The following is a 20,107-nucleotide window of genomic DNA, read 5'->3' as shown; positions in this document are numbered from 1 at the left end:
AAAAAACGCGTTGTGCCTTAATGTATACAAACAAATATACAGCAATACAACCATTTGCTAATAAATAACCCAACTTTCGTACACTGAAAAAGTCATTCAACCTTCTCATACGTTTAGCATGTTATGTCGTTCCGAAAAGCAAGGGATTCGCTTTTCGCGGGGATGGCTTCAGCTAACTTGAGTCGCAAAGATCACGCCTCAAGTGGATCTTCAGCTCATCCTATTCCCGCAGAAGTCTCACCCCTTGCTTATCTCCACTTAGACTGGGGGTTTATACTGAATGCGTAAGCTCCATCGCGCCCACGGAAAGCGGAACATATCTCACCTGCGCGTCTAAAACGAAAGGTTTATAATCAATCGAAAATCTATATTCAAAGTCAACGCTTATATTTAATATTAGGTCTATCCCTATGCTATCTTGGCTGAACCTGAACATTCAGATGAGAAAGTTTAGTAATGACTTAAATAATTTTTTAAGTTGACACTTTAATATTTATGGTAAAAATAGTATAATTTAATTGGTAATTAATTTCCTTATTGGAAGGTTAGTTATTTAGAGTTCTAGTAGATCATCAGTTAGATTTTTAAAAATGTAAAAAAATGAAAAAGAGAGAGGAAGATTGAATGAAAAGTGTGGAAAAACAAAAGATATTTACTTATCTGTCCTTTCAGCCTTTAGTTGGATTAACTATATCAATAGCTTTGACATGCTACTTTTTCTTCATAGGTGTTCCTAGAAATTGGGGTGTTATACTTTATATTTTAATTCCAACAATTATATTAACTTTAATTTATCTATTATCAAAAGTTTTTTTGGGGAAAAGTGTGAGCATGACTAGAAGAGCAAAGTTTTTATTTGCTATTTGGAGCGTTTCCCTAATTTTATTTTTAGGTCTATTTTTGCTGTTTAAACCTAATTTGGAGATTGAAAAGATTTCATTAACTCAAGCAAAAGGAATTATTGAAGAAAGTGATAAAGACAATTATTTTTTAATTTATAGTGCGGATAGCTGTATCTATTGTAAGGATATGAAGCCAGTTTATAAAGATTCCTTTTTTCGTTTTAATAAAAATGAAAACGTTTTTATCGTAGATTTGTTATCTTCTAGTGAAAATGAAAACTTGTTAAGTGAATTAGATGTTTCACAAATACCATCTTTAAGAAAGTATTCACAAGGAGAAGAAACAAAACGTATTGATGGTGTTAAAACGCTAAGAGAAATAAATCAATTTATAGACAATAGTGATTAATGTAAGTAAATATTAAATATCCGGAGGTAACTTACTTTCGCACACTGAAAAAAGTCATTCAACCTTAATCGTGTTCAATAGACGCGGTATTCAATAGGCTTGTTGACTTTACTTTTTCATGGATGTGCCATCTCCGATCTTCTCATACGTTTAGCATGTTATGTCGTTCCGAAAAGCATGAATTCGCTTTTCACGGGGATGGCTTCAGCTAACTTGATTCGCAAAGATCACACCCCAAGTGGATCTTCAGCCCATTCTATTCCCGCAGAAGTCTCACCCCTTGCTTATCTCTACTTAGACTGGTGGGCATACTTCATGCGATTTCTCCATTTTTCGTGCGATCGTAGCTAGTTTTCCTGCGATCGCAATTAGGATTAAATGAGACTGTGTCAGATTTTTGTCCTTTATTTAATATTGCGATATAATTAATTTGGATATTAAAGGAGGCCGTCAATAAATGAATGAAACATTAACGATGTTTAAGGAATTAACAGAAGCAAACGGAATTTCAGGCAATGAGCGTGAGGCGCGCGAGGTGATGAAAAAGCATATTGAGCCTTATGCAACAGAGGTTTATACTGACCATCTAGGCAGTTTAATTGCTAAAAAGGTAGGTCAAAACACGGGTCCTAAAGTAATGGTTGCAGGCCACTTAGATGAAATTGGTTTAATGGTGACACGGATTGATGATAATGGTTTTTTATATTTCCAAACGATTGGTGGCTGGTGGAATCAAGTCATGTTGGCTCAGCGTGTCACGGTTACCACGACATCTGGAAATATTGTCGGCGTGATCGGTTCTAAGCCCCCTCATATTATGCCAGCTGAAGCACGGAAGAAACCATACGACATTAAAGATATGTTTATTGATATTGGTGCAACAAGCAAAGAAGAGGCGGAATCATTTGGGGTGCGACCAGGTGATGCGGTCGTTCCTTATTTTGAATTCCAACCGATGAAAAATGAAAAACTATTACTCGCTAAAGCTTGGGATAATCGGATTGGTTGTGCGGTTGCGATTGAAGTATTAAAACAATTAAAGGAAATCGATCATCCAAATGTGGTGTATGGCGTTGGAACGGTTCAAGAAGAAGTTGGTTTGCGTGGTGCAAAGACCTCAGCTCATGCGATTCAACCGGATATTGCTTTTGCTATAGATACCGGGATAGCAGGAGACACACCTGGTATTTCCGCCAAAGACGCCGACAGCAAACTAGGTCATGGTCCACAAATTATTATTTATGATGCATCAATGATTTCTCATAAAGGCTTACGAGATTTTGTAATAGGAACGGCAGATCGTGAAGAGATCCCTTATCAATATGCAACCATTGCAGCAGGCGGAACCGATAGTGGTTCCATTCATTTAACGGCAAATGGTGTCCCTGCATTATCGATTGGTATTGCGACGCGTTATATCCACTCACATGCAGGTATTTTACATCAAGACGACTTTGATCATGCGGTTAAATTGATTGTTGAGGTCATCAAAGGATTGGATGCAGACACGGTCAAACAAATTACTTTCAGTTAAAGTAAGCTTCAAATATCGAAAACACCTATTAGAGATTTCTGATCTTTTTAATAGGTGTTTTTTTTTCACAGATAACCGTCCGTAAAACACCGCCACAAAATAGAGAGTAGAACTGATCTGTTTGGGCGGGAGCTAAACGGACGCTAGTCCTGATTCACCCAACTAACCACCAGTGGGGAGGACACCCCCACTGATTAAAGGTTGTTTTATTTTCATGATTTGAAATTGCTAAGTAAAGATGAAGTTATCATGATATAATATAGAAGCGACCGTGTGTTCGCACTTGTTTTAAAAGGTTGTTCAAGATTGGAGAGTTGTGATGAAATTATTTGTTGCAGAGAAGCCGTCTGTTGCTAAAAATATTGCGGACGCATTAAATGTGAAGCAGAAGCGAGATGGTTATTATGAAGGGGCGAACTATCTTGTTACATGGGCATTTGGGCATCTGCTAGAATTATATGATGCTAAAGACTATGATGAAAAAATGGCGAGTTGGAAGATTGATAACTTCCCATTTATTCCATCGGCGTTTCAGTATAAAGTGAAAACGAACCCTCGCAATCGCCACCGTCGTGATACGGGTGTAGCTAAGCAGTTGAAAACGATCCATTCACTTATTCGAAGGCGTGATGTGGAGTCGATCATATCAGCTTGTGATTATGATCGGGAAGGTCAACTGATTGGGGATAGCATTATTTATAATAGTAAAACCAAGAAACCTGTCTACCGCTTGTTATTAAATGAATGGACACCAAAGGAAATTGAGCGGGGGATGGAGAACCTTAGACCAAACACAGAAATGAAGCCATTGCTTGATGCTGGACTGAGTCGACAATGGACGGATTGGATCATTGGTATTAACTTGACCTCTGTATCGACTTTAAAATTCCAAAAGGGGAAAGGTAAAGTGCTTAATATAGGCAGAGTACTATTGCCAACATTAAAGATCATTTATGACCGTGATCTAGAAATTGAACAGTTTAAGCCAAAAGCTTACTTTAAACTAGTCGCAACATTTGAAACGCAAGCTAAACAAACTTATCAAGGCGTATATACCGAGGAAAGTGATAAATTTCCGGTGCAGTCGATGCTTGAAGAGATTGAAAACAAAGTGAAAAACGGTCAAGCTATTGTAATCGATAAACAAGTTGAGCGAAAGAAAGAATTTCCCCCGTTTTTATTTAACCTTTCCCATTTACAAGGGTATATCACCAATAAGTTCAAAGGCTGGACATCTGATAAGGTGTTGAAAACTGCGCAATCACTCTATGAAAAGAAATATATTACTTACCCAAGAACGTCAAGCACGGCACTTGAAGAGAGTCTTGTTAGTAAAACCGCTGAAGTCGTTGCTGTTCATACTAAAGATCTTCCTTATAAGCAAGAGGTTAACTTCTATAAAAGTAAGCGCGTATTTAATAATGCTAAAGTTGACGGTCACAGCGCAATTATTCCCACTTATCTTGTGCCAAAGCGCTTATCCGTTGATGAACAGACCGTTTATACGGCAATAAAAAATCGTCTAATTATGCAATTTATGCCGGTGGCCGAGTACGAGGAAACCGAAGTGAAGACGAAGCTTGTTGACGAATCACTAAAAGGTATTTTTTATTCGAAAGGCAAAGTGCAAATCAACGAAGGTTGGAAGAAAGTTGAGCATATGCAATCAAAAGAAGTCCGTCTTCCACCGATTGAATTAAATGCTACGGTGCATGTTGTTGAAACCGCGTTATCTTCCCATATGACAAAGCCACCGAAAAAACATACAGAACGAACATTGCTACGTGTAATGGAAAGCTGCGGTAAGCGTGTTAAAGAAAATGAAAGTCAAGAGGATGATTCTTTTTTAGGAGAGATTTTACAAGGGTATAGCATCGGTACACCCGCAACCCGTGCCGAAACAATAAAAAAACTAATTGATGTTGGCTATATCAAAAGAGAACAAAAAGCACTAACTTGTACTTCATTAGGAAGGAAGCTGGTCGCAACATTTCCGATCAAGCAATTATTTGATCTCAATTTTACAGGTCGTTTGGAAAAATCATTATTTGATATTGAGAAGAGCAGAATTGCTAAGAAGTCGTATTTAGACGAAGTATACATGTTTACCAAGCAAGCCGTTGAAACGATTAAACAGACGAAGGGGCTAACGATTAGAGAGATGTCTGACTCAGCAAAGTCAACCGTGACTAAAGAGGTAATTGGTAAATGTCCAGTCTGTGGCCATCGTGTCATAGAAGGCTCAAAAGGATTTGGCTGTAGTAATTGGAAAAATGGTTGCTCATTTGTCTTATGGAAGCATGATAAATTTCTTGCGACGATGAAAAAACGTGTAACCAAGACGATGGCGAAAACGCTACTTGCTAATGGTAGCGCCTATGTCAAAGGATTAACAAATAAACAAGGGAAAAAGTTCAATGCTTACTTATCTTACTTAAAGAAAACTGATAGCAAATATTTTAGCTGGGAAATGCGATTTGAAAAAGATGATGATTAAAAAAATAGATGATAGATTTTAGAATGGTACCTGTGGTTAAGATACTTGAAAAAAAGTGTTTTAATTACAGGTATTTTTTTACATGATAAGCTTTATATATAAAGGGTAGGAATTACGTAGGTCAATATTTGCCTCGTTGAGGAAACTGATACTATCTCAAGAAAATGGACACAGCGAATTGAGATTTTCTTCGTAAATCCTACCGCGCTTCGCTTGCTTGCCTCTATATGAAGTTAAGGGAGGCACCCTTAACTTCATATCTTTTTTATTTGTCTCTAACATGGGTACCACTTTATTTACTCTCATGCCCTTTTAAAAAATCCTTTAATTAACTTGATTTAATTAATTCGTTATTGTTTAAAAATTTGAAAGCCAGCTTGAATACAAAGAAACCTATAATAGAACCCAAAACATTTAACAAAAGATCATCAACATCAAATGCTCTGTAATTATATCTTATAAAAATACTTGAGACTAATTGAATGCATTCAATGGTTAAACTCACCAAAAAACAAATCAAAATTGTACTTTTTAAATTTAATTTTGTGAAAAGAATAGGTAAAGAAAATCCTAATGGCACAAATAATAAAATGTTTCCCACTAATTGCTTAAGTACAATCGGCATATAGCCAAATTCAATAATTTCCCTTATCTCGCCTAGCGGAATAAAATTATGTGTACTACCTAAATTATCTTCAATCATTGTTTGAATTAAATAATCCTGATAAGGAAAAGGAAATAAAGTAATCCCTATTAATCCTGAAATATAGACACCAAAAATAATCCAGTAAAAATAATATAGCTTAGAAATAGAATTTTTTAAGCATTTCATTCCGAAAAACAATACAAAAAACGATATTATTATAATACTAGGAAAAAGACTAGTTATCATATGTAAACCTCCAGAGATATTTTAGTAACTTAAACTCCCAGATCCTTTAATTCTTTTTCCGTTTTGATTCTTCCAAATCTCATACCCGTATTTATTACCTTTTTCAACTTTGTTACTAGTTCTAGTATATGGAGAACCTTCCGATGATTTAGAAAATCCCAATCTATCGACTAATCTAGTGCTACCAAAGCCTCTTTCATAAATGTGAATTGTAAAGTAGTCATCTCCACCCCAGCTAGTCATATTTACTGTAGCTGTAACACTGTTTTTTGTAGATTTATATCTCCCTATTGTTAACTGATGAACCATATTAAAACTGAAATCTTTAGTTGCTGCCATTACCGATATTGGCATTAACATTATACATGTAATTACTAATAGACCCATAAATTTAGAGATTTTTTTCTTAGTCATTTCAATCACTCCTATAATATTATTTGATTATAAGTATATTTAAATAAATTTAAAAATACAATATTTTTTAATTTTTTTGAAAAAAAAACAAAAAGATACATAATCATTCATAATTTTTTTAAAAATATAGTAGTGATTGTCTATTAACAGCGACAAAAATTATTGAATAAAGAATAAGTTTTTATATTCTTCTGACTAAATTAGTTGTCCATTAAATTCTTTAATCACGTCACAGCTTTCTTTCTTGTGAAATGGTTACGAGTTTTAAGAATGTATAACGAGTAATAAATGTAGCATTAACTGGAGCACATGGAGTGCCACTTGCTCCTGATTTAATTATCAAATGGCCTTGGTTACTATGAATGATAGTGTCAATAAGTTAATGTAAATTTATGTAGACGTTTGTCTAACGAATCCTGTTGATATTTTTCAAAATACATTTATACTAGATATAATAGTGGAAATATATGTATTAAACAGGGAGGACAATAAGGTGAAGAAATACTTGATTATCTCATGCATGGTCATTGCTGGATTGTCTATATTATTAATCATTCGCTACTTAGAGACAAGTAAAACGGAAACAGTTAACCAAGATGAAGAGGTTACTTATCAGACAGCACCAATTGAAGAGCAAACCCTTGTTTATATTGGTGATGAAGATGCGGATAATGAACTTTTATTTGTATTTGATTATTCTTGTCCATGGTGCAAAGTATGGTTAGAAGAAGTCTATCCAGAATTAGAGGATGAGTATATACAAGAAGGAACGTTGAAATTTCGTACGCAGGCAATGGTTTATTTAAATGAGGCGTCATTGCTCCTATCAAACTTTGATCAAAATTTAAAAAATCATTTACCTGACCAATACGAGGCCTTGTTTAATCAAGTGGTAGCCGATGTTGATTTCGAACAAGAGAAACAAACCGATTGGGGGACCACATCATATATTGAAACATTAATTGATGACTATCAATTAGACCGAGAATTACTCTTGCAAGAACCGGAGATTGATGCGATCTCAGTGACTAGAAAATACACGCGTGAACTTGAAATTGATGGCGTTCCAACGGTGTTTGTGAATGGCGTTAGAATCGACGATTTATTCGATATCGATGCAATTACAGCTGAAATAAAATAATAGCGCTCAATTAAAGATAAGTCCTTCACTTGTTTTTCACAGATAACCGTCCGTAAAAGGCCGCCTCAAAATAGAGAATAAAGTGCGTCTATTTAGTTGGAGGTAGCGGCTGCTAATCTAATCTCTTTGTTCAATCAAAACGTATCAGTGGGTGGGTAAGATCGTGGACTAAAACCGCCACGTCCTGTGGCGATGTCTGCATGACCTACATCCTGTAGGTCGTTGAAGGTTCGTTTAATATCTTAATACAAAGATAAAGCCTGCGTAAACCGAAGACGAAGTCTCTGGTTAGGCAGGCCATAATGATATTTTAATTATACAATTTGTTGATTGAGAACTTTTTTAACATAATTTTGAGTTTCAGTAAATGGTGGGATGCCGTTATATTTATCGACATTACCTGGTCCTGCATTGTATGCAGCTAATGCTAGTGTTGTATTGCCATTATAGCGATTAAGCATCTGTCGTAAATATTTCGTGCCACCGAAAATGTTTTGTTTCGCATCAAATGAATTGGTGACCCCTAGTCCTCTCGCCGTTTGGGGCATCAGTTGCATATAACCTTGGGCACCAGCGTGACTAACCGCATGCTGATTGAAATTAGATTCGGTTTTAATCACGGATCGAATTAAGCTTTCGTCAATTTGATAAGTCGAAGCAGCTTCTTTTATAATCGCATCAAGATCTTTGGAAATATTAGCTTGCACTGGTGAGGTCACCGTGCTTGTCTGTTCCAATAATGAAGGTTTACCATCTAAGATTTCACGTATTGACATCGTATGCGATTGATTTAAACCAGTATTGCTAGTATCTCGTAATGCATATTGAAACATATTTTGAAAAAGATCAGAAGATTGATTTTGATCCGTGCCGCTAAAGTTACTGATGGCTTGTGTCTGCATCATCGATTGTAATAGTCGAATGTCCATTGTTATGCCCCTTACCCAATGTCTTTAATATATTAATTTTAATGCAAACTTCAACAAATAGCAACATGAAAAAAGACACTTTTCTTATTTAAAGTGTCTTTGTGTGACCATTATGCACCGACGTGTTGAACCCCGCGTTCGAGTAGTTGCAACATATCACTTTTCTCACTTTCATCAGATTGTTGCCAAATCATTTCAAACAGTACCCCTAGTCCAGGTAACATCTTTTCTTCACCGCTTTGAATCGCATCAACAATGGTCGCTTCTAATTCTTCTTGACTGTTATCGGAAACATTAGCTAAAATCGCTTTTCTTAGATTAAGATCCATGCAATCACCTCTTTTCACTTACATACTCTGAAAAATAGTTTGACCCAGTTATCTATAAATATGTATGATTGAACAAGAATATCTAGCTAAAGGATGAAGATGATGATTACATCGGTTAAAAATGAAACGATAAAAAATTGGGCTAAATTACATCAAAAGAAATATCGTGAACAAGAACAACGTTTTATAGTAGAAGGGATGCACCTTGTTGAGGAGGCAATTAAAAGTGATTGGAAAGTAGAACGGCTTATTGTGCAGGAAGGCGTTACTTCTTCATTTGATAGGGAAGAGATACCTGTGACCGTTGTCACAAATAACGTGTTGAGCTATTTGGCACAAACAAAGTCACCTCAAGGCATTTTAGCGATTGTAAAAATGAATCCATTCCATCCTAAAGTAATTGACCGGATTTTAATGCTTGATGCGGTTCAAGACCCAGGTAATCTAGGTACAATGATTCGAACAGCTGATGCAGCCGGTTTTGATCAAGTGATCCTAGGGGAGGGGACGGTTGATTTGTATAACGATAAAGTCATACGTGCTTCGCAAGGCTCGATTTTTCATTTACCTATTGTTAAGAAGAACTTAATAGAAGAGATTGAGCGACTTCAGCAACAAGACGTTGTGATCTGCGTCTCAACTTTAGAACAGGCTGAGCCGATTCAAACGCTGGATTTAGCTGACAAGATGGCACTGATTGTTGGGAATGAAGGAAGTGGGATAGCACCATCGCTATTAGAATTAGCGGATAAACGTATTCATATCCCGATTTATGGTCAAGCTGAATCACTTAATGTCAGTATTGCAGCCGCTATTATGATGTACCAATTCGTCTTAGGTAAATAAAAATCTAAAAAAATCAAACAAAGAGTTGCATCTTAACGGTTAGTTTTCTATAATAAGACAAAGATGAATAAGAAAAAGCAACGAAAGAGTTAGTAGGCTTTTTAATCAGCAATGTTTAGGGACGTCCTGTCACGACTGAGAGCAGGCGCATTGTAAAAAAGCTGAACCTTCACTCTGGAGCAGGCGCTCGGGACCTTGAGATATGATCAAGTAAGAGCGTACCGGATTAATGATCCGTTATAACAATCAAGTGGGCAAAGTTAACTTTGTCAACAAGGGTGGTACCGCGATATCAAAGCCTCGTCCCTTTTTATAGGGATAGGGGCTTTTTATAATGAAAAAAGTTGATTTTTAAGGAGGCAGTTCAATGCAAGAAAAATTACAAGCATTACAAACAGAAGCGCTAGAACACGTGGAACAGGCAAAGACGTTAGCTGATTTACAAAACGTTCGTGTCTCTTATCTGGGAAAAAAAGGCCCAATTACGGAAGTGCTAAGAGGGATGGGAAAACTATCACCTGAAGAACGTCCAGTTATCGGCGAGTTGGCTAATAAAGTTCGTGAAGCGATTACTGAAGCACTAGATACAAAAAAACAAAACTTAGAAGAGGCTGCGTTAAATGAGCAATTAAAATCTGAGACCATTGATGTGACACTGCCTGGACGTCCTGTTCAAGTGGGGGGATCACATCTCCTGACAGACATAGTCACCGAGATTGAAGATTTATTTATTGGTATGGGCTTTGAAATTAAAGAAGGCCCAGAGGTAGAAACGGATTATTATAATTTTGAAGCCTTAAATTTACCCAAAGACCATCCGGCTCGTGATATGCAGGATTCATTTTATATTACTGAAGAGCTGTTACTACGGACACACACTTCACCCGTACAAGCACGAACAATGGGCGAATACAAAGGCAATAAGCCAGTAAAAATGATTTGTCCAGGAAAAGTATATCGTCGTGATACCGATGATGCGACACACTCACATCAATTTACTCAAGTAGAAGGTTTATATGTTGATAAGGATGTGCGCATGAGTGATTTGAAAGGTGTCCTTAATCAATTTGCTAAACAATTTTTCGGAGAAGAGCGAGAAATTCGGCTACGCCCAAGCTTTTTCCCATTTACAGAACCTTCTGTTGAAATGGACATTTCATGTAAAGTTTGTCATGGAGAAGGCTGTTCCGTTTGTAAAAAAACAGGATGGATTGAAATCTTGGGTGGGGGTATGGTTCACCCTGATGTTTTAGAAATGGCGGGGTATGATCCTGAAGTATACAGTGGCTTTGCTTTTGGTATGGGCCCTGAACGGATTGCGATGCTAAAATACGGTGTTGATGATATTCGTCATTTTTATACAAACGATGTCCGATTCTTAAAACAATATCATCAAGCTTAATTAAGGAGGAAGAAACGTGCTTGTTTCATTAAATTGGTTAAAACAATATGTTGATTTAGGTGGTCACACACCAGAAGCGTTAGCAGATAAAATAACAAAAACAGGTATTGAAGTAGAAGATATCACTTATATTGCTGAAAAAAGCAATCACGTCGTGGTTGGCTATGTGGAAACGTGTGAGCAGCATCCAAATGCAGATAAGCTCAATTTATGCCAAGTCAATATTGGTGACGAGACGTTGCAAATTATTTGTGGTGCAGCTAATATAGCAGCTGGACAAAAGGTAGCAGTTGCTAAACCGGGAGCTGTCTTACCAGGCAATTTTAAAATAAAAAAAGCTAAACTTCGTGGCATTGAATCAAATGGTATGATTTGTTCGTTACAGGAATTAGGAATAGCTGAACAATATGTACCGAAAGATTTCGCAGAAGGTATTTTTGTATTTCCTGATGATACTGAAGTAGGGCGGGACGTAACCGAATATTTAAATTTAGATGATGTGATTTTGGAACTAGGTTTAACACCAAACCGCTCTGATGCATTAAGTATGTTAGGGGTCGCTTATGAAGTTGCGGCAATTTTAAATGAGCAAGTAACGTTGCCAGATGAAACGCTTCAAACGATTGAAGACAAAGCATCGGATCATGTATCAATTAAAGTTGAAGCAACGGATGACAATCCTTATTACGGTGCCTTTCTAATTAAAGATATTAAAGTCGGTCCATCGCCATTATGGATGCGCAATTATTTAATTGCTGCTGGGATTCGTCCAATTAATAACGTGGTTGATATTACCAATTATGTGTTACTGGAGTATGGCCAGCCGCTTCACGCTTTTGATTTTGACCAATTTGGATCGAATCAAGTGGTTGTTCGTCGGGCCAAAGATCAAGAAGAAATCAAGACCTTAGATGATCAAACTCGTGAACTAACGACTGAGCATTTAGTGATTACGAATGGTTCTGAGCCAACCGCTCTTGCAGGTGTTATGGGAGGCGCTGACTCTGAAGTGACAGAACAAACGACAACGGTATTATTAGAAGCGGCCTATTTTGATGGTAAACGTGTTCGGATAACGGCCAAGGATCATCAATTACGAAGTGAGTCAAGCATCCGCTTTGAAAAAGGTGTGGACCCGAATCGTGTAAAGCGAGCAGGTATGAGAGCCGCCCAACTGTTGGCTAAATACGCGGGTGGTCAGGTTTTATCTGGTGTAGCGGCTTACGATCAACTTGATTGCACAGAGAAACAAGTGGTTATCACTACTGATCGAATTAATGCCCGGTTAGGTACGGAAATTAGTAATGATGAAATAGCGATTATTTTAAAAAAGCTAGCCTTTGACTATGAGCAGACCGGAGATGCGTTTACGGTAACGATCCCGACTCGTCGCCAAGACATTACCATTTTTGAAGATATGTTAGAAGAAATCGCTCGTATTTATGGCTATGACAACCTAGCTTATACCTTACCACAAGGGAGTCAGCAAGCTGGTCGTTTAACAAATCAACAACGACTCAAACGCTCTATTAAGCAATATTTTGAGAGTGCCGGACTCAATGAAGCGATCACGTATTCTTTAACAACGACTGAACGTTCACAAATGTTAGTAAGTCCGGAAGTTGCACAAGTGGCGGTTTCACCAGTAAGGTTATCGATGCCAATGAGTGAAGAACACAGTACCTTACGTTTAAGCTTATTACCTGAAATGTTAGCTGCAATCGCCTATAATAATGCTAGAAAACAAGACGATATCGGTTACTATGAAGTGGGGAGTATCTTTGCCTCACAAGAAGAACAAATCACTGTTCAACCTAAGGAAAAATGGCGAGTTAGTGGTGCGGTTACTGGAAAATGGTTACATCATCCATGGCAGCAAGAAGCGAAGCAAGTTGACTTCTATGTCGTAAAAGGGATAGTGGAAGGATTATTTGAACGGTTAGCCATTCGACCAACGTTTCGACAAGTAGAGCTAACAGATATGCATCCAGGCCGTACCGCTCAAATCTTTATTGATGATGCATCAGTCGGATTTATCGGGCAAATACATCCACGTGTACAAAAAGCATTTGATATTAAGGAAACCTATGTTTTTGATCTCGATTTAGATCATATATTTGCAATTCATGATCAAGAGCCTAATTTTGAGAAGATTCCACGTTATCCCTCGATTTCACGTGATATTGCGCTTGTGGTGGATGAACGGATATCTGCTGGGGAAGTGGAAGCAACGATTGTAAGTGCAGCTGGTGATTTGCTAAAACAGGTCAATGTCTTCGATGTCTATCAAGGTGAACATTTAGAAGAAGGACTGAAATCACTTGCCTTCAATCTGCTTTATTTCGACCCAGATCGAACGTTAACGGATGATGAGGTTGAAGCATCCTATCAAGCGATTTTAGCTGCGGTTAAAGAAAAACATAATGCGCAGTTAAGAGGATAAAAAGCTATTTATCATATGTCGTTCATTTTGAGGAAATTATCTTGAAATGAACGACATTTTGTTATCATAGATAACCGTTCGTAAAAATGCCCGCCTTCAAATAGAGAGCTGAGCTCATTTATTTGAAGGCGGGCCTAACGAATGACACTCATATCTGATTCACTCAACGCCCCATCAGTGAGCGAAGAACGCAGACTAAAACCGCCACATCTTTAACAAGGATGACAGACTAAGACCACCACGTCCTTTAGGAGGATTACAGACTAAGACCGCCACGTCCTGTGGCAACGTCTGCATGACCTACGTCCTGTAGGCCCACGTCCACTAATTTAAGGTTCATTTCATTAATATTTTTGTGCTTTTTTAGTATTAGCAAAGTGAACTTTGGCGATCTGGTCCAAGTATGCTTTGCCTTTTTTTCTAATGATCTGGCTAGCCGCTTGATCGACCTTCGCCGATGCGCCTTTTGGCAGTGTGAAGCCTATCTCCTTACTCAATAAATCCATCTTCTTCACAAAGCTTGCACGTGCAATAATCGATGCCGTTGCAACAGCAATAGAGTGACTTTCTGCTTTGGTGATAAAGTAAGTGGATCTCGGCAATGTTTTCTGCTCTTTTTGTAAATGTCTAATATACACATCTGGTTGTGAAAATTGATCAATTAAGATACCATCCGGTTTTGTTGGTGCGATTTTACTTAAGACATTTTCGATGGCTGTATGGTGGAGCATTGTTTTCATCTTCCCTTGTGTCCAGCCTTTGTTTTGAAGTTGGTTGTATTTAGGATTATCCAAGATGACTAGTGAATAAGGAATATCAATTAATAAAAGCTGTTGAGCGATGTGTTGAATCGATTGATCCGTTAAATGCTTTGAATCACGTACACCTAATTCTTTTAATAGCTCAATTTGATCCGCTCTTACATAGGCAGCAGCCACTGTTATCGGTCCGAAATAGTCACCGGTACCGGCTTCATCTGAACCAATTAATGATTGATGAAATAAGGATGGATCAGGGTGATAGGCATGGGTGTTTTTTTTCTTCACTGCTTTTGATTTGGTGGTCGTTTTCGTTCCTACCCATTTTTCAGCTTCGATCTCCGGTTGACTTCCTTGAAAGAGTACCTTTCCTGATTTATAAGCTGTTATTGTTGTAGAGGCGGTTTTCGCAGAAAAAACGGCTCCCGGAGGGGGTGCTTTTTCAACAGATTGGTATGCTTGCTTCATTTTTAATAAGGTCTGTTCCGACACGTTAAGTACAATTTGCCCCATAAGAACTCCTTTGAAAATATAATATCTTTTATTATAGCAAAGAAACTATTAAGAGAATAGTTTCCTAAATCAACATGTTCGTGTTAAGATAAATATTAGGATTTGATAGAAGGGGGAATTTGTGTGTCCCAAGCAAAAAAAACACGGACAACCGTTGATATATATGGTAAAACGTATACGATATTAGGTGAAGAAAATGTCCATCACATGCGCATCGTTGCCAGCATGGTTGATGATAAAATGCGTGATATTTATCAAGCAAACAAAAGCTTAGATACGACACGATTAGCAGTGTTAACGGCTGTTAACACCGTTAATGATTATTTGAAATTAAAACAAGAACATGAGGCATTGTTAAAAAAAATAGAAGAGAAAGAGGATTTGTAGACACATGTTAGATATTATCATATTTGCTTTACTCGTTTTCGGTATTTTTAGGGGATTAAAACGGGGTTTAATCTTACAAGTATTTCATTTTATTAGTTTCTTCGTAGCGTTCACAGTTGCTGTGATCTTTTATGGTCGTTTAGCTGGTCATTTAGAAATGTTAATTCCATATCCACGAATTGGTGCTGAGGAATGGGCCTTCTTTCAAGATGTCCTATCGTTAGAAAATGCCTACTACAATATGATTGCTTTTGCGATTTTATTTTTCGGTACAAAGATTATTTTAAGCATTATTGCTTCAATGCTAAACTCAATTGCTTCGCTACCTATATTAAGTGCATTTAATAATCTTTTAGGCGCTGTGTTTGGTTTTATTGAACAATATTTAGTGCTTTTTGTACTCCTATATATTGCATCTTTATTACCGGTATTGCAGATTCAATCATTACTGGAAGGGTCGCGATTGGCTGGCTTAATGATTAATCATACACCAATTTTGTCAGAACAAATTAGATCATTATGGTTTGAGCATATTATTAACGGATAACCCTTGTCATATAAGATGCAAGGGTTTTTCTTCCATCTAATAGGTTTCTTGATGAACGAAGAAGGAGGTAGAATGATGATGACATTAAATAAAAAGGATATTATTAAATTATTAGAGGAAATTGCTGTTTACCTTGAGCTGAAGGGAGAAAACCCATTTAAAATCTCAGCCTATCGTAAAGCAGCCCAAGCCCTCGAAACAGATCAGCGTTCTTTAAATGAAATTGATGATTTTACGAAGATGAATGGCATCGGTAAAGGAACGGCAGCTGTTATTAATGAATATATTAAAACCGGTGTTTCAGACACATTAACACAATTGAAACAAGAGGTTCCTAGTGGTTTAATACCATTACTTGATCTCCCAGGTTTGGGTGGTAAAAAATTAGCTCGTTTATACCAAGAGCTTGGTGTAGATGGTCAAGATAGCTTAAAGCAAGCATGTCAATCAGGTCAAGTTGCTAAGTTGAAAGGGTTCGGACAAAAGACAGCAGAAAAAATATTAAAAGCGATTGAAGACGTTGGCAACAGGCCGGAACGCTTGCCAATAGATGTGATGTTACCAATCGCCGATGCGATAGAACGTTATTTAGAAACGATTACAGCGATTACACGCTTTTCATTGGCTGGTAGTATGCGTCGGATGTCTGAAACGATAAAAGATTTAGATTTTATTATTGCAACAGACCAACCTGATGTAGTAAAAGCAGCTTTACTTGATATAGACGGTATTAAAGAAATAATAGCAGCAGGGGATACTAAAGTATCTGTTGTCATCGCTGGTAAATATGATATCTCTGTTGACTTTCGTTTAGTGACAGACCAACAGTTTGCGACCACCTTGCACCATTTTACAGGATCTAAGGATCATAATGTGGCGATGCGCCAACGGGCAAAAGAACAAGGTGAGAAAATTAGTGAATATGGTGTTGAGTCTTTAGAAACGGGAGAAGTGACAACCTTTGCAACAGAGGAAGCTTTCTTTAATCATTTTGGTTTAAATTACATTCCTCCAGAGTTAAGAGCGTTTAACGGAGAAATTGAAGCATTTGAAAAAACGGTTGATTTAATTGACATCACAGATATTAAGGGCGATCTTCATATGCACACGACATGGAGTGATGGTGCCCAGTCAATTGAAGAGATGATTCAATTTGCAGAGAAGCGTGGCTATCAATATATCGCTATTACTGATCACTCTAAATTTCTTCGCGTTGCCAATGGTCTAAATGAACAGCGACTTCGCGAACAACGCCAAGAGATTGAACGGCTAAGAAAAGTGTATCCCAACATTGAAATCTTGTGCGGTGTGGAAATGGATATTTTGCCGGATGGTCATTTAGATTTTAGTGAGGACTTTTTGCGAGAGATGGACTTTGTCATCGGTGCGATTCATTCAAGTTTTAATCAAAGTGACGCTGAAATCATGAATCGCCTGTTTCAAGCGATGGACAGTCCGTATGTTAAAATGATTGCCCATCCGACAGGTCGTCTGATTGGAAAGCGAGAAGGCTATCGTGTAAATGTTGATCAATTGATTGATAAAGCCAAACAAACAGGAACGATTTTAGAATTAAATGCTAATCCAAAACGTTTCGATTTATCTGCTGAATGGGTGCGTAAAGCACAAGAAAGTGGGGTTCCGATCGCCATTAATACCGATGCCCATAGTGAATCGACGTTAAGCTATATGGAAGAAGGAGTAAGAGTAGCACGCCGAGGATGGTTAAAACCAGATACGGTTGTCAATACATGGTCGATTAAGCAGTTGCAAGAATTTTGGAAAAGAAAAGAGACAGGTGATTAAGATGAATAAACGCATTTATCGCGTTTTAGAATTTAACAAGATTATTGATCAGTTAGTTGATCAAGCCGCTTCTTCGTTAGGAAAAGAACAGGCAAGACAATTGAAACCCGTATATGATTTAGAACATGTACAACAATTACAAGAAGAAACCGATCAAGCGGTTCAAGTGGTGAGACTGCATGGAGATGTACCATTTGGAGGGATTACTGACATCCGTCCAAGTTTGAAACGTGCGGAAATCGGAGGAATGTTAAATCCACAAGAGTGTTTGCAGGTTGCCAGTACACTTTATGGTGGAAAAAAGCTCAAACGCTTTATTGAACAAATGGAAGATCCAGATATCCCAGTGATTCGAGAGATGGTTGCCCAAATTGAGCCGCTAACTGAACTAGAACATGAGATTAAAAGCTGTATCGATGATCATGGCTATGTAATGGATGGGGCATCCGATCAGTTACGCTCGATTCGAACAAAAATTAGGACAAGTGAAAGCCGCATACGTGAGCGTTTGGACAACTATACACGTTCTAAAAGTAAAATGTTGTCTGACGCGATTGTCACGATTCGAAATGATCGCTATGTTTTACCGGTCAAGCAAGAATATCGAGGTGCAGTTGGTGGGATTGTGCATGACCAATCAGCTTCGGGTCAGACCCTTTTTATGGAGCCACAAGCAGTGGTCGAATTAAACAATGCGTTATCAGAAGCAAAAGTAAAGGAAAAGGCAGAAATTGAACGTATTCTAAGGGACTTATCGGCTCGAATCGCTGCAGATCAGGCAGATTTACGTCAAAATATTGATCTGCTTGCTATGCTTGATTTTATCTTTGCCCGTGCGAAGTTAGCGCAATCGATGCGTGCAGCAATGCCTGCTATTAATGATCAAGGCATTATTGACATGAAGCAAGCGCGTCACCCTTTATTAGCTGACAAAGAGGTGGTCGCAAATGATATTTTATTAGGAGAAGATTATCACGCGATTGTGATTACCGGTCCGAATACTGGTGGGAAAACCGTTACCCTTAAACTCGTTGGATTATGTACGTTAATGGCACAGTCAGGGTTGCAAGTTCCAGCTTTAGATGGCTGTCGCTTATCGATTTTTGACGATGTGTTTGCTGATATTGGGGATGAACAGTCCATTGAGCAAAGCTTAAGTACGTTCTCTTCACATATGACAAATATTGTTGAGATATTAAAGCAAGTCACGGATAAAACCCTTGTGCTCTTCGATGAACTCGGGGCAGGAACAGACCCACAAGAAGGTGCAGCATTGGCGATGGCGATTTTAGACGATGTCGTTAAGAAAGGCGCTCGTATTATTGCTACCACCCATTACCCAGAGCTCAAGGCTTATGGTTATAATCGGGACGGGGTGATTAATGCTTCAGTCGAATTTGATGTTGAAACATTAAAGCCGACCTATCGCCTTTTAATTGGGGTCCCTGGTCGCAGTAATGCCTTTGACATTTCCCGGCGTTTAGGCTTAGCTGATGATGTGATTCGTTCTGCTAAACAATTGATTGGCACCGATTCAACAAGTGTCGAGAACATGATCGAATCATTGGACACCGCTCGTCGAAAAGCGGAAGCAGATTATCATCATGCAGAAAAAGTTTTACAAGACGCTGAACAATTGAAGCAAGATCTTGAAAAGCAGTGGAGTCAATTTGATCGCGAACGCGAAAATTTATATAAAAAGGCAGAACAAAAAGCAGAAAAAGCAGTTGAAAAAGCTCGACAAGAGGCAGAAGATATTGTCGCAACCATTCGTCAAATGAAAGACCAATCTGCGCTGAAAGAACATGAATGGATTGAAGCAAGAAAATTATTTGAGGATGCCCAACCTGAATTGTCCAAAAAAGATAACCAAGCTGAACATGCTCGACCGACAACTCAAACTCAACACCTTGAGGTTGGCGATGAAGTTAAATTGTTAACGATAAATCAAAACGGGACAGTTATTGAAGTGATTGGTGATAATGAATGTCAAGTTCAGGTAGGCATGATGAAAATGAAAGTAAAGAAAAAAGACCTTCAGTTAATCAAGCGTGATAATCCAGTGGTGCAACAACCACTCGCAACGGTTAAAGGCTCAAATTACCATGTGAAAACAGAGTTAGATTTAAGAGGTGAACGTTACGAAGATGCGATTCAGCAGTTAGAGAAATATATAGATGATGCCTTGTTAGCGGGTTATCCTCGTGTTTCTATTATCCATGGCAAAGGGACAGGAGCCTTGAGAAAAGGTGTACAAGACTTTGCAAAGAAGCATCGTCATATTGCTTCAGCGACTGCTGGTGGTATGAACGAAGGTGGAAGCGGCGTGACCATCTTCGAGCTTAAATAAAACAACGGTATGAATCGTTAAAGTCAGGATATAATACGAGTGAGCAGACTGCTAGCCAATAAATGCCC

The 20,107-nt window shown here is 38.0% G+C and carries 16 protein-coding genes and 1 other annotated feature; of the genes, 11 read left to right on the top strand and 5 right to left on the bottom strand.

Annotated elements, in window-relative coordinates; translation table 11 throughout:
• Positions 1-624: 624 nt before the first annotated feature.
• The 3 genes from JOE23_RS10535 (at position 625) to JOE23_RS10525 (ending at position 5,282) form a co-directional block, all read left to right on the top strand.
• A complete protein-coding gene (locus JOE23_RS10535) occupies positions 625-1,251 on the top strand; it encodes a thioredoxin family protein (RefSeq protein ID WP_204438241.1) in 627 nt (208 codons plus the stop codon).
• Between the two features lie 457 nt (positions 1,252-1,708).
• Positions 1,709-2,785, top strand: a complete 1,077-nt coding sequence (locus JOE23_RS10530) for a M42 family metallopeptidase (protein WP_204438239.1) — start codon at positions 1,709-1,711, stop codon at positions 2,783-2,785.
• Positions 2,786-3,104: 319 nt separating this feature from the next.
• Positions 3,105-5,282, top strand: a complete 2,178-nt coding sequence (locus tag JOE23_RS10525; protein WP_204438237.1) for a type IA DNA topoisomerase — start codon at positions 3,105-3,107, stop codon at positions 5,280-5,282.
• 328 nt (positions 5,283-5,610) lie between these two features.
• On the opposite strand, the gene JOE23_RS10520 is transcribed toward JOE23_RS10525, so the two are convergent.
• A complete protein-coding gene (locus JOE23_RS10520) occupies positions 5,611-6,174 on the bottom strand; it encodes a VanZ family protein (RefSeq protein ID WP_204438235.1) in 564 nt (187 codons plus the stop codon).
• Positions 6,175-6,195: 21 nt separating this feature from the next.
• Positions 6,196-6,588: a hypothetical protein gene (locus JOE23_RS10515; protein WP_204438234.1), complete on the bottom strand. Its 393-nt coding sequence runs from the start codon at positions 6,586-6,588 to the stop codon at positions 6,196-6,198.
• 493 nt (positions 6,589-7,081) lie between these two features.
• Between JOE23_RS10515 and JOE23_RS10510 the strand changes: the two genes are divergently transcribed.
• A complete protein-coding gene (locus JOE23_RS10510) occupies positions 7,082-7,729 on the top strand; it encodes a thioredoxin domain-containing protein (protein WP_204438233.1) in 648 nt (215 codons plus the stop codon).
• Between the two features lie 314 nt (positions 7,730-8,043).
• Here JOE23_RS10510 and JOE23_RS10505 read toward each other — a convergent pair whose 3' ends face one another.
• Both JOE23_RS10505 and sspI read right to left on the bottom strand, forming a co-directional pair.
• On the bottom strand, positions 8,044-8,658 hold the full coding sequence (locus JOE23_RS10505; RefSeq protein WP_204438232.1) for a lytic transglycosylase domain-containing protein: 615 nt from the start codon (positions 8,656-8,658) through the stop codon (positions 8,044-8,046).
• Positions 8,659-8,768: 110 nt separating this feature from the next.
• Complete coding sequence (gene sspI, locus JOE23_RS10500) at positions 8,769-8,987, bottom strand: small acid-soluble spore protein SspI (RefSeq protein ID WP_204438231.1); 219 nt, start codon at positions 8,985-8,987, stop codon at positions 8,769-8,771.
• A 102-nt stretch (positions 8,988-9,089) separates the two neighbouring features.
• Between sspI and JOE23_RS10495 the strand changes: the two genes are divergently transcribed.
• The 3 genes from JOE23_RS10495 to pheT all read left to right on the top strand — a co-directional run bounded on the left by JOE23_RS10495 (position 9,090) and on the right by pheT (position 13,678).
• Positions 9,090-9,833 (top strand): TrmH family RNA methyltransferase, encoded by a 744-nt coding sequence (locus tag JOE23_RS10495; RefSeq protein WP_204438230.1) that lies wholly within the window; start codon positions 9,090-9,092, stop codon positions 9,831-9,833.
• A 71-nt stretch (positions 9,834-9,904) separates the two neighbouring features.
• Positions 9,905-10,144 (top strand) — a binding site (T-box leader).
• 56 nt (positions 10,145-10,200) lie between these two features.
• Positions 10,201-11,235 (top strand): phenylalanine--tRNA ligase subunit alpha, encoded by a 1,035-nt coding sequence (pheS, locus tag JOE23_RS10490; RefSeq protein WP_204438229.1) that lies wholly within the window; start codon positions 10,201-10,203, stop codon positions 11,233-11,235.
• 16 nt (positions 11,236-11,251) lie between these two features.
• Positions 11,252-13,678, top strand: coding sequence for a phenylalanine--tRNA ligase subunit beta (gene pheT, locus JOE23_RS10485; protein WP_204438227.1), 2,427 nt, complete (start codon positions 11,252-11,254; stop codon positions 13,676-13,678).
• Between the two features lie 344 nt (positions 13,679-14,022).
• On the opposite strand, the gene rnhC is transcribed toward pheT, so the two are convergent.
• Complete coding sequence (gene rnhC / locus JOE23_RS10480) at positions 14,023-14,949, bottom strand: ribonuclease HIII (protein ID WP_204438224.1); 927 nt, start codon at positions 14,947-14,949, stop codon at positions 14,023-14,025.
• A 123-nt stretch (positions 14,950-15,072) separates the two neighbouring features.
• On the opposite strand from rnhC, the gene zapA reads away from it, so the two are divergent.
• The 4 genes from zapA to JOE23_RS10460 all read left to right on the top strand — a co-directional run bounded on the left by zapA (position 15,073) and on the right by JOE23_RS10460 (position 20,039).
• Entirely contained in the window at positions 15,073-15,336 is a 264-nt protein-coding gene (zapA, locus tag JOE23_RS10475; protein ID WP_204438222.1) for a cell division protein ZapA, read from the top strand.
• A gap of 4 nt (positions 15,337-15,340) precedes the next feature.
• Entirely contained in the window at positions 15,341-15,883 is a 543-nt protein-coding gene (locus JOE23_RS10470; RefSeq protein WP_204438220.1) for a CvpA family protein, read from the top strand.
• Positions 15,884-15,961: 78 nt separating this feature from the next.
• The gene (gene polX / locus JOE23_RS10465) at positions 15,962-17,689 is read left to right on the top strand and encodes a DNA polymerase/3'-5' exonuclease PolX (protein ID WP_204438340.1); all 1,728 of its coding nucleotides are present in this window, start codon (positions 15,962-15,964) and stop codon (positions 17,687-17,689) included.
• 1 nt (position 17,690) lies between these two features.
• On the top strand, positions 17,691-20,039 hold the full coding sequence (locus tag JOE23_RS10460; protein ID WP_204438218.1) for an endonuclease MutS2: 2,349 nt from the start codon (positions 17,691-17,693) through the stop codon (positions 20,037-20,039).
• Positions 20,040-20,107 lie beyond the last annotated feature (68 nt).

Source organism: Amphibacillus cookii, from assembly GCF_016908375.1.
Classification (GTDB): domain Bacteria; phylum Bacillota; class Bacilli; order Bacillales; family Amphibacillaceae; genus Amphibacillus_C; species Amphibacillus_C cookii.
Note: the sequence above shows the minus strand (reverse complement) of the source record. Positions and strands in the feature narration are given on the sequence as shown.